Raw genomic sequence first — 10,894 nt, forward strand, 5'->3', positions numbered from 1 at the left:
CGTCGCACTGCGGCTTGTCTTCTTGTTTGGTCTTCATCGGTTACTCGAATAGCCGCTTTTGCTTGACGATGTAGCCCGCAGGTTTCTTCTGTTTTTCTAGTACGCCTTCGTCAACCAGGCGCTGCAACCACGCCTTGGCCTGTGCATTGGAAACGTCCAGCGCCGCTGCTACTTCGGCGTCCTTCATCGGCGCACTCAAGAGTTGCTGAATCGCAGCGCGCACGGCAGCGAAGATCGCTTCGGCAGGGGTCGATTCCGGCTGCGGAGATTCCTTGGCCTCGTCTATAGGCGCCACGGCCTCTGGCGTGACTGGCGGCGATTCTTCCAATGCCTCAGCGGGTGGCTGCGCATCGGAAACAACGTCGACCGGTGCTGATGGCTCACTCGCGGCCTGGGGCGCTGGCGCGGTGTCGGGTGGCACGGGCGCCGTTGGCTTGGCGTCAGCCGATGTTGGCTCTTCGTTTGAAAACAGCGTAAAACCAACCTGTGGGGATGCCGTCGGCATGGGCATTGCCACGTTGAACACGTCCTCGAACGAATCCACGTCTTGCGGGTTCGACCAGGGAAGTGCGCCTTTCTTTCGCAAACCATCTAATCCGGCTGAAGCCTCGCCCGTCGATCGAATGAAGACCGGGACGAATTTGAGTTTGTCGAGCTGCTCGACAGCGCCCGCCCAAGTGCCACCTTTGTTGAGGTCGGAACTGACCACCAGTGAGGTGTCTGCCAGCGCATAGATCAGCTTGTTCCGCTGCATGGCGTTGCCGACATTGAACCCGGCACTCGGGTCGTAGGGCGAAATCAGGACCAGTTGCCCATCGAGCAGCAGGTTGCGGTGCTCGCGGTTCATGGTGGTCTTTTCCAGACTGTCCGCCAGAACGCCACAAACTTTTCCACCTCCCTCAAGCGCACCTCGCATGGCGGCCTGATCGATGCCCTTGGCGCCACCGGAGACAAGCGTTCTGCCTGCCCGAGCAGCGAGCCGGCCAACTGCCATGGTGTAGTCGATGAGGGCGTCGTCCACATGCCGCGATCCGACGACGGCAAGCCCACCGGTTTCGAGCAAAGCCATGTCGCCACAGCCGTAGAGCACTGCCGGCGCATCTTCGCGCAGGCGGGTCTTCAGACGACGCGGATACTCGGCATCGGCGCGGCTGACCACCCAAATGGCGCGCGCTTGCCAGCGCTCGATCACTTGGCTCAGCAGGAATCCGCGCCCCAGCAATTTCTGCAGGCGGCTCTCGTCAATCATCGGCTGGCACGCGCGCAAGATCTCAGCTGCGTCCGGTGAGAGGAGATCCGCAGGCTGACGCTGGATCTCGCGCAAATGACGCGCGAGACGTTTGTATTCACCTGGCGAGAGCAGATCCGATGACGCAGTGCCTCGTCCGGCAATGAGCGGCGCCGTCAGCAGCAGGATCGCCTGTGTATTGGGTGAGAGGACTGGCGTCATTCGTCGTGCCCCGTCTGTGAAAGGGCCATCGGCCAAACTGCACCACTACCGCTTTTGCGCAGCAGCCATGCAGCCACCGTCAGGGTCCAGCGCGAGTCGACCATGTCATCCACCAGGAGGACCGGGCCGGGAGGAATGGGCTGGCCGTTGAGTGCGAGCGAACCATCAATGTTGCGCGCCTGTTGTGTACTGTTTGCCATCGTTTTCTGTTCGGGCCTTGCGTCTGTTTTTGCGATGACCATATGAAACGGCAGACCCAGCGCAGCAGCCAAGCGTTGCGCGAAATTCGGCACCAATGCGGGATGCCGAAGCGAAGGAACGCAGGTCACCCAGGTCGGGCTCGGCTGCGGATTCCACTCTTGAATCATCTTCACGCACGCAGCAACGAGGTCATCGGAAAAGTAGCCGTCGTGGTACTTACCCTGTCGAACCAAGCCGCCCCAACCGGCATCACCCCAGACGCAGAGGGCTTTGCCTGGCTGCGCTTGATAGGGAATGGTGGATGCGGTGTGAATTCCGTACTGCGGCATTCCCCCCACGGGCCATTTTTTGCGAGGCTCGATGGGCAGACTTGTGCGACAAAGAAATTCCTCGGCTTCCCGAACCAGCAACTGATCTACTTCTTCTGACAGCGGCGGCAACGACGGTGGGCTGACGGTGCTTGAATCGCCGTCAAGCGCATCAATCAGAAAGCCCATGTGCTGCCCGAAAGGCCGAGAGACGTATTCCTGCATTTGCTGGAGCTCGGCACGCCTCAATTTGGTGAGCCGGTCTGCTCGCGCCCAGAATTCGTCTCCTAGCTCGGCTGCAGTAAGCTGCCACTTCGTACCTTGCTTGGCGATCGGCGCTGGAGATTCGAGAGACAGTGCCGTGATAGTCTTCTCGATGCGACCTTTGCTCATGTTCACGCAGGTCATGAGGTCAGGGATTGAAAGTCCTTCCGGTGCCTCATTAAGAGCCCCCAGGACATCGTCTACCTCTTGGCGAGTTGGGAACGCGCTACGGATAAACCAGTCGGTAATTCCTTCTTCTTCATCTCCGCTCAAGAGCACGCCATATGCAGATTCCAGCGCTCTTCCTGCGCGCCCTACTTGCTGGTAATAGGCGACAACTGAGCCTGGCATCTGAAAATGGATAACGAATGCCAGATCAGGCTTGTCGTAGCCCATACCCAATGCGGTGGTCGCTACAAGTGCCTTAACCTTGTTCTCCTGCAGAGCCTGCTCTAGCTCCTCACGCCGATCACCTGTCTTACCTGTATAGGCCTCTACAGCAAAGCCCTGGGCCTTGAGCCAATCCGCCAGTTGATTGGCATCTCGGATAGTGAGTGTGTAAATGATGCCGTGCCCTGGAAGTGAACTGAGTTGCTGCGCGATCCATGCCAGACGGACAGCCTGACTGGGCAAACGCATCGTCTGCAGCGTCAGAGAACTTCGATTCAGGTCACCGCGCAGCACCTTCATGTTGGGGCCGAGCACGGCCACAAGGTCTTCCATAACGCGATCGTTTGCTGTTGCCGTTGTGGCCAGCAGCCGCAGATTGGCTGGAAGCGTTCTGGCGATACGTTCCAGCAGTCGGTAGTGAGGACGGAAGTCGTGACCCCAATCGGAAATGCAATGAGCCTCATCGATAACCATCAGCGAAATCTGCCCTGCGATACCAGCTAGAACCTCTGTGTTAAACCAGTCGTTACCCAGCTTTTCTGGCGCTATCAGCAGAATGTCCACTTCGTTTCGACGCAGCTTGGCTTCAACCGATTTCCATTCATCCTGGTTATCGGAGTTGATGGTGGCGGCGCGAACCCCCATCCGTTCTGCCGCTGCGATCTGGTTTCGCATCAGCGCCAGCAGCGGCGAGATCAATAACGCCGGGCCGGCTCCAGCTTCCCGCAGCAACTTGGTCGCGATGAAGTAGACAAAGCTCTTACCCCACCCGGTCTTCTGCACGACCAGCAAGCGGCCTTTGCCTTCGACGATATGACGAATGGCATCTTCTTGGCCGTCGCGGAAAGTGGCATCGGCGCGTCCGGAGCCGATGCGAAGAAGTTCCAGCGCGCGTTTTGGATCGTAGGCCACGTTATTGCTCTCCCTTGTTTTGGTCGGGCGAGCGGTAACCCGGCGCCAACACAGCGTTCTTGACGCCGTACAGCGCCAGGTGATCTTTCAACCAGAGCCTGAATTCATAACCGCGCAGACTGTGGTCCGGAGAGCAGTCCACACTCCACTGACGCAAGATGTATCCTGCGGTGGCAGCACGCAGCTTCATTCGCAGTGACCCGCGAACCATGCCGTAATCCATCTCCGTAATTTCAGGGCGGGGCTGGTCCGGGTGCGGCACGATCTCCAGCTCAACAATCCGGGTCCATTGGATGTCCTGATCACTGCGCTCATGGGGCTGCACATCTGCATCCTTCATAAGGACCGGGCGCTTGATCCGAGTGATGACGAAATCCCGGAACTCTTGGGATTTCCGGTCGAAGGCGCGGACGTGCCAGCGCAGGCCGTTGTCGATCAGCGCGAATGGGACGATCTCCCGCTCCGTGCGGCCATTTGAGATCGAGTGGTACTCGATACTCAATGGGCTTTCCTGGTAAATCGCGCGAGTCACGGTGGCGAGGACATCGAGATCGGGCAGCGCGAGCCTGGAGGGGCTTTCACTAGCTACCCACGCCTTGCGCTGCAAAGGCTCACCGTCACCGAATCCCTGGGCCAGCCACGAGAGCACTCGCTCCGGCGCGAAGTCGAACACCGGGTCAAAAGCTGGTCCTAGAACGTAGGACTTGCCCTTGGGGTCGTAATCGAGGTTCCCGGGCGCCATCTCTTTGTAAAGCGCGAGATCCCTGGATGCGGCAGCGGATTGGATGGCAAACCGCGTCATCAGATCCTGGCGGCGAATCTCCCCTATGAACCGGAGCCGCAACTCGACGAACGCGAGCCGGTCGCGTTGCGGCTGGGTCAGATCACGAAGCGGTTCTTCTGACATTCGACGGCAGTCCCGGGCTGTTCATCTTGGAGTATATGGTCTTCTTGAAGGCATGTACACCGCATCTTTTTGATGCTTATCACGCCACGTGCCCGGACGGGTCGGTGGAATCGATTGCCTGAGGAAGTCCTCGATCCCTTGACGTGCCGGGCAAGACGCTGCGATATAGCCGCGGACAAAAAAGAATGGTGCCGACCGCAACCCAGGGGGACGCCACGGCGTCGCCCCTGGGCTGCGAAAAGGCCTATAACCATCCCCTTTCGGCCATGCTCACCGTCTGTCGTCCGCCGACCACAACATGGTCGAGAAGCCGAACGTCCACTAGCGCCAACGCTTGCTTAAGTCTCGCAGTGATCGCCCGATCGGCGGCTGAGGGCTCCGCGTCACCCGAAGGATGGTTGTGCGCCAGGATGATCGCGGCCGCGTTCAACCGCAGCACCTGCTTCACCACTTCCCGGGGATGGACTTCGGCCCCGTCGATGGAGCCGTAAAACAGCTCCGCGTAGTGGATCAGGCGGTGGCGGGTGTCCAGCAACACAGCGGCGAAGATTTCCCGCTCGGCGCCGACGAGCTTGTCTTGGAAGAACCGTGCGGCGACCTGATGATCGGTGAAGCTCATCCCGCGTTGGGTCCTTGCATCCACGATGCGCCTCGCCGCCGCCAGCACCGCGTCCGGGTCGGCCGGCGCGTAGCGGCGCCGGTTGCTGCGCACATACAGCCCCGGCATGGGTTCGTCTGTCATTTCCTTGCTCTCCAATTACGGAAGGGCGCGAGTGCGCCCTTCCGGTAGTGGTCCAGTGGTGGTTTCTTCCCTTGAGAGCCAGGTCATCTGGTCCCCGCACGCGCGGCCTTCTCCTGCAGCCGCGCCCTTAGCGGGGGCCGCGTTGCATATGGCTCCGTTGTGCTGGCGGCCGTTTCCGGGAGGGCTTCCGGATAAAACTCCTCCACCACCGCCGGCACGTCTTCCTCCAGCTCCTCGAACGCACCATTGGCGAATCCGCGCCGAGCGGCGTCGTCCAAGGCGGCCTGGTCCAGCCCCGCTGCCCGCCGGGTGGCGTCCACCTCCCGGGCCTCGGCGATGGCGTGCTCCAGCGTCATCCCCGAGTGCACCACCAAGTCGACGTAGTAGATCGCCGCGCGGTGGCTCATCGTGGTCGACTTGCCCCGCAGCTTCAGTTCCAGCGGCATGCAAGCCAGCAGACCGCCAGAGACGGCGCTGTAGTACTGCATGCGCGCCGCCAGGGTCCGGATGGTGTTGAAGGACGTGGTGCGCAGCACGAAGCTGCCCAACGCATCGTCCTCTGCGTCCCCGACCATAACGTTGAGGCGAGCGTACGCCTTGCAGCTGCCCGCCGCGAACGCACATGCGGTCGGACCGGGGCATGCGAGCGTTGCGATGCCCTCCTGGGTGGACCTGCGGCAGCTTTCGCCGTTGCCGACACAGACCGGTCGGCCGGTGTCGCGGTCGAACAAGGAGTAGTCCGCCCGAAGGTTCAGTCCCGGATCGTTGAAAAGCAGCCGGACCGGGATCGACCTAAGCTTGCCCTCGGCCTGCTGGCGCAGCGCCTCGTCCAGCGGGTGCAGAACCCAGCCGTCCCGATTCTGGATCTGGCTGGTCAGGGTGAACTGGTCGTCCTTCTCCGGCAGGCGCTTGCCGTTGCGCTCGACCACGCGCCCGATGGAAATCCGCCCGACCACGGGCGGGGTAATCACAAGTCCCTTCAACATGATGTCGCCCTCTAAGGTTGGTTGGGGGTGTCGGTGTGGACGGCCAGAACGAACCGGCGCGCGCCGGGACGCACAACCGAGTACTGGGCCGCGATGTCGGGGCGCTCGGCGGTCAGCCGCTTGGCGTCGAACGACGTGCCGTCCTTGGCCCGCCGGTAGGTGACCGAGCCATTGGCGAAGATCGCCTTGGATGCATCGCCCATGGCCTGCTGGATTGCCTGCTTGAGCGTTTCGGCCCGTTGCTGCTGGGCGTCGAGCTCTGAGCGCAGCCCGGCCAGCTCGTCGAAGACCTGGCAAAGCGCCACATCGCCCGTGAAATCCAGACTGGTGTCGTTGCCGGGGTACAGGTGGCGCAGGGCCCGGGCGGCCGACTCGCTGCCGTCCGCGGCCGGAGGTGTGTCGGTCTCGACGCACTCCCAGAAGCGGGCCTCCAGCACGACCAGCCGGGCGATGATGTCCTCGTCCCGGACGATCCGGTGGATCTGCAGGTCCTGGCCGCAGAGCAGAACTGCCACGTCCGCGGCGTGCTTGCCTGTAACTGCCAACTGGTGCTGGACCTGGAGCTGGACGTACTCGGGCACCCCGTCCTTCCACAAGCGCGACCCGAATTCCCCCGCGCTCTTGCACTCGAGTATCTGGACGTCCGGATCGCCCACGACCTCGCGGTCGATGTTGGCGAGCATGAAAGGCAGGGTCGGATGCTGGAGGACGGCATTGAGCTTCCGAACCCTGCGGCCCGTCTTCTGCTGGTAGGCCACGGCCACATACGGCTCCAGCAAAGTGCCCCAATATCGCGGATCGTCCATGCCGGGCTGTTGGTCGCTGGCCGGCTGCCGCCCGGTCTTCTCAAGCCACAGCTCCAGCTGGCTCTTGTAAGGGTTCAGGCCAACGGCCGTGGCCGCATCGGAGCTGCCGATGCCACCACGGCGCACCTCAAGCCACTGCCCGCGGTCCAGCGTGCGCGTATCGACAAGTCGCAGCGCGTTCTGCTTCTTCATGTGCAATCTCCCAAATGAAAACGCCCGGCCAGATGGCCGGGCGTTATGACGTGCTGGTAAAGGACGGAAACCTTAGGACACCAGTTCCAGGACGCTTTCCCAAGCCTTCTGCTTGATTTGCGCACCTTGTCCGAACCACGCCGCGTCTCGACGGTGGTCGTCGCTGCGCGCGCGGCGGTGGTGGTCCACGAACTCCGTGACGCTGTTAAGCAGCCCCCAGGCGGTGCCTCGGCTGGAGGCCAGCATCGCCCCGCGTCCACCGCCTTCGTACAAGGCCCGGGCGTTTGCCAATGCCTGCTCGTTGACCACGGTCGCCTTGCCCTCTGCAACCGGGTAGGTCAGCACGCGACGCAACAGGCCCTCCACCGAGTCTGGATCCACCGGACATTCGGCGAGCGCCTTCATCCGGGCGACAAAACCATCCCAGGCCGAGACGGTGATGCCCAGCTGCCGTTTCACCGTGTCCGCGTCGAAATGGCTGCGATGCGGCACCTTGATCGCACCGCTGGCGCCACCCAGCGCAATCCGCAACGTGTTGTTGCAGACCACGCGCACCGATGTGAACTGTGCGGTGGTAGCTAGCGTTCCGTCACACGCCGTGGCCAGCAACAGGTACCCGTCCACGCGGTCGCGCCCCTTGAGAACGGTGCTTTGCCCGGTCTTAGCCAGTGCCCAGAACTTGCGGCCTTCCCGGAGCACGCCGGCAGTCTCAAGCTCGAAGCCACTGTGTACTGTCAGGTCACGGTAGAACTCCAGAACCTCTCCCGGCTGCACCACCTTGAAACGCTTACTGACAACCGCCAAAGGCGCTTTGGTGTCCGAGCGGTAAAGCACCTTCTGCTCGGGGAAGGCATTGATGAGGCCAACGTTGTTGCTGCCGGTGATGTAGCGCACCTCGGACTCTTCGACCGCCCAGTCCATCCCGGCCTGCTCCCTCCAAACGTCGATCGGCTGGCGGGGTGCCAGCTTGTTGCCTAGGCCATGCCACGGCTTCTCGCCGGCGTAGGCCATCGATTGAACTAGATGCATGGGAACTCCATTCGGTTGACGGCACAAAAGCAGAAGGCCCGCCGGTAAAGGCGGGCCTTCTGCTGCCAGGACACTGGCTCAGGGAAAGCGAATGTCGCGCTTGGTCAGCAGGCTCACCAGAATTACAGCGGCCAGCGTTACAAGCTGAACAATCGTCTCCTTGGTGTCATCGCGCATGGCTCTGACCTTGCCGTAAGCGCTTGGGACGTAGCGCTCAGACGTGAAGCGAGGATCTCCCGCTTCAAGTGGGTATTAAGGGTTTGAGAGAATTTTGAATCGCGACAATGCGAGACGCGCCCAAGGCCAAGCGCAACCGAAAGCCTCGCTCCTTCGCCGCGTAACTCTTCTGCAATTCTCTCGCTGACCCGGCGTGCCCGGTTGAAATCCGCCCCCCCTAACCGAGGGGGGCCGCATGGCCTGCATGCACGAACGCCGATGTAATAGCACTCCTGCTGACCGGCATGGCCATCGATCCTCCGACCGAAAACTCCCTAAACTCGCCGGGGGCCCCCGCCATAGGTATCTCCTACGGAGAAGCCGCTTCAGTGGAAACCACCCGGGCAGAGCGAGGCTGTGCGGACAAGCCACGGCCCACAGGACCCCGACATTGAGCCGTTCTGCCGTCCGGCCGGCCAGGACCGGCGAGGTCGAGAACCCGAACCTAGTGTTGGCTCGGCTACGACTGTCCGGCGCCGTCAGCGCGGAACCACAATCACTTGGGTCGGATTGGGTCGTCACGTTGGTTCCTCCCCAGGTTTGGCCCCCCTGATCCCGCGCTCGGCAACAAACGTCGGTCAGAGATGCCCGCGCGGCGATCCATTTTCCCCACCTTTTTTCCACCCGATCTCAGTTTTCCGCTCCTTATTCATCGCCCCAGAAAACGCGCATCGTGGCCGCAGGCAGGCAAAGGGCCTGTCGCTGCACCGAGATCGCGTTATGAACCTTCACTACAACTGTTCAACCCACACGCCCCATTCGAACACCGATACCAAGGGCATCGCGCCCCCACTGACGCGCTCCAAGCGAGTTCTGCGTAAGAAGGACCTGGCGAAGAAGCTCTCGTGCTCCGAGAGCACCATCGATAACCGCCTGAACCCGTCGAGCCGCTGGCACGACGAGACGTTCCCGCGCCCCGTTCCGCTGGGCGCTGGCGGCTCGCGCAGTTCCGCCAAGGGCTGGATCGAATACGTCATCGACGAGTGGCTGGAAAGCCGCATGGAGGGTGCCCGCCGCATGTAACAGCTCACTAAGTCGACGTAGCAAGTCATCACACAAAAACCCCAACGCGCTTGGGGTTTTTATTTTCAAGGCTGGGAGAAGCGGGGCCCTCGATCCCGCTCGAATTCCGGTTTCTATCCTATTAATTAGTTAAATCAATCAGCACATACAGAGAAGCATTCACATGAATGAGATCGATCAGTCCACCTCATACACCCAGGCAGTCGCCTTCGACTGTGACCTGCTCCTTGAGCAGATGCCCGACCTTCCCATTGTCCCCAAGTCCAAGGCTCCGCTGATGCCCCCGGCAGAGCAGGACCACCACCTCTTCGTACGTAAGACCAGTCAACGCTACGGACAGACCTATGTCGGGCAGGAACACGACTTCATCTACTGGCTGCTCCGAGCAGAGAAACTCGTCGACGCCATCGCCCGGAGCGATGACCAGCCGGTTGAAGTTGTGCACGATCGAAGGGGGCAGCCGCGCTATCAGCTAACCCAGATCGGCAAGGCAATCTTCAACGTATGCAAGGGCTACAACCAAGACAGTGCGGAGTACTACAAGCACCACCGCTTTAATCCTCCCCTGACCGTTATGCTGAAGGTCGTCGACCAGTGTTCGCCTGAGCTCTGGGCTCACACCCGTAACGGCGATCCGGTACTGAGTGATCCACGAACGCGTGAGATTCTCGAGAACGCGGCTGCTTCCATCCGCGCATCATGTCGGAGCCAGGCCTACAAGGACGAAGTCGACAATTACAAGCGCAACGAAGAGAAGAACATCACCAGCTGCTGCGAGTATCTGGCAGCCCAGTTCCAGCGTCGTTCGCAGCTGCTGATCCTACGGGTTGATCTCTACTTCCGCCCGGCGTTCAAGGGCTGGGGCTACACTCGCGAAGCGGATGGCCACTACGCGAGGTTCCTGCGTGCTCTGCGCGAAAATCGAATCGTTCCCGACGTCCTCGGTTACATCAGCAAGCGCGAGGACGGGATCGATCGTGGCATCCACTTTCACGTCCTCATTGTCCTGGACGGGCACAAGCACCGTGATGCGGCCAATCTGACCCGCATGGTCGGAGAGGACTGGGTCCGCCGCTGCGGCCATGGAGAGTACGAGGATGGGGTGGATGTCGGCGAGACGGGCAAGAAGGCCAAGGCGAGCTATTTCAACTGCTACACCCGGACGGACCAGTACCGTTTCAACTGCCTGGGTCTGATCCATCCGACGGACACTGACAAGCTGCGCGGCTTGCGCCTGGCGATCGAGTACCTGTGCAAGGAAACCACGCAGCTCAAACCCAGCCCGCCGAAGTCCCTGGCAGGCGACGAGGACGCCGACACCGCGAGCAAGAAGGGGATCCGCAACCTGCGCAAGGGAATCATGCCGAAGGGTCACAGCGGCCGTGGCGCGCCCAGGAGCAGCGGCCTGGACACCTCAGCCATTGATCGAGAGTTGCTGAAAAAGTGACCTCAAATCTTGCTTCCAGAC

General features: G+C 61.3%; 9 protein-coding genes. 2 read left to right on the forward strand and 7 right to left on the reverse strand.

Annotation, left to right across the window (positions count from 1 at the left end):
- Nucleotides 1-40: 40 nt before the first annotated feature.
- The 7 genes from WFQ05_RS16360 to WFQ05_RS16390 form a co-directional block, all read right to left on the reverse strand.
- Nucleotides 41-1,450, reverse strand: coding sequence for a DNA-processing protein DprA (locus WFQ05_RS16360; protein ID WP_253133514.1), 1,410 nt, complete (start codon nt 1,448-1,450; stop codon nt 41-43).
- Entirely contained in the window at nt 1,447-3,525 is a 2,079-nt protein-coding gene (locus WFQ05_RS16365; protein WP_253133512.1) for a RecQ family ATP-dependent DNA helicase, read from the reverse strand. The genes WFQ05_RS16360 and WFQ05_RS16365 overlap by 4 nt, the downstream gene beginning before the upstream one ends.
- Nucleotide 3,526: 1 nt before the next feature.
- Nucleotides 3,527-4,432, reverse strand: coding sequence for a WYL domain-containing protein (locus WFQ05_RS16370; RefSeq protein WP_253133510.1), 906 nt, complete (start codon nt 4,430-4,432; stop codon nt 3,527-3,529).
- Nucleotides 4,433-4,676: 244 nt separating this feature from the next.
- Nucleotides 4,677-5,174, reverse strand: a complete 498-nt coding sequence (radC, locus tag WFQ05_RS16375) for a DNA repair protein RadC (RefSeq protein WP_253133508.1) — start codon at nt 5,172-5,174, stop codon at nt 4,677-4,679.
- A gap of 83 nt (nt 5,175-5,257) precedes the next feature.
- Nucleotides 5,258-6,160 (reverse strand): hydrolase or metal-binding protein, encoded by a 903-nt coding sequence (locus WFQ05_RS16380; RefSeq protein ID WP_253133506.1) that lies wholly within the window; start codon nt 6,158-6,160, stop codon nt 5,258-5,260.
- A gap of 11 nt (nt 6,161-6,171) precedes the next feature.
- On the reverse strand, nt 6,172-7,158 hold the full coding sequence (locus WFQ05_RS16385) for a lambda-exonuclease family protein (RefSeq protein ID WP_253133504.1): 987 nt from the start codon (nt 7,156-7,158) through the stop codon (nt 6,172-6,174).
- 72 nt (nt 7,159-7,230) lie between these two features.
- Entirely contained in the window at nt 7,231-8,187 is a 957-nt protein-coding gene (locus WFQ05_RS16390; RefSeq protein ID WP_253133502.1) for a DUF932 domain-containing protein, read from the reverse strand.
- Between the two features lie 936 nt (nt 8,188-9,123).
- Between WFQ05_RS16390 and WFQ05_RS16395 the strand changes: the two genes are divergently transcribed.
- Complete coding sequence (locus tag WFQ05_RS16395) at nt 9,124-9,426, forward strand: AlpA family phage regulatory protein (RefSeq protein WP_253133501.1); 303 nt, start codon at nt 9,124-9,126, stop codon at nt 9,424-9,426.
- 163 nt (nt 9,427-9,589) lie between these two features.
- The gene (locus tag WFQ05_RS16400) at nt 9,590-10,873 is read left to right on the forward strand and encodes an inovirus-type Gp2 protein (RefSeq protein WP_253133500.1); all 1,284 of its coding nucleotides are present in this window, start codon (nt 9,590-9,592) and stop codon (nt 10,871-10,873) included.
- Nucleotides 10,874-10,894: the final 21 nt, after the last annotated feature.

Origin of the sequence: Pseudoxanthomonas sp. USHLN014, from assembly GCF_037153335.1 — a bacterium.
Classification (GTDB): domain Bacteria; phylum Pseudomonadota; class Gammaproteobacteria; order Xanthomonadales; family Xanthomonadaceae; genus Pseudoxanthomonas_A; species Pseudoxanthomonas_A winnipegensis.

Coding starts and splice junctions, on each gene's coding strand:
- WFQ05_RS16370 (WP_253133510.1), bottom strand. CDS start 4,432: ATGTCAGAAGAACCGCTTCGTGATCTGACCCAGCCGCAACGCGACCGG.
- WFQ05_RS16360 (WP_253133514.1), bottom strand. CDS start 1,450: ATGACGCCAGTCCTCTCACCCAATACACAGGCGATCCTGCTGCTGACG.
- WFQ05_RS16395 (WP_253133501.1), top strand. CDS start 9,124: ATGAACCTTCACTACAACTGTTCAACCCACACGCCCCATTCGAACACC.
- radC (WP_253133508.1), bottom strand. CDS start 5,174: ATGACAGACGAACCCATGCCGGGGCTGTATGTGCGCAGCAACCGGCGC.
- WFQ05_RS16400 (WP_253133500.1), top strand. CDS start 9,590: ATGAATGAGATCGATCAGTCCACCTCATACACCCAGGCAGTCGCCTTC.
- WFQ05_RS16390 (WP_253133502.1), bottom strand. CDS start 8,187: ATGCATCTAGTTCAATCGATGGCCTACGCCGGCGAGAAGCCGTGGCAT.
- WFQ05_RS16380 (WP_253133506.1), bottom strand. CDS start 6,160: ATGTTGAAGGGACTTGTGATTACCCCGCCCGTGGTCGGGCGGATTTCC.
- WFQ05_RS16385 (WP_253133504.1), bottom strand. CDS start 7,158: ATGAAGAAGCAGAACGCGCTGCGACTTGTCGATACGCGCACGCTGGAC.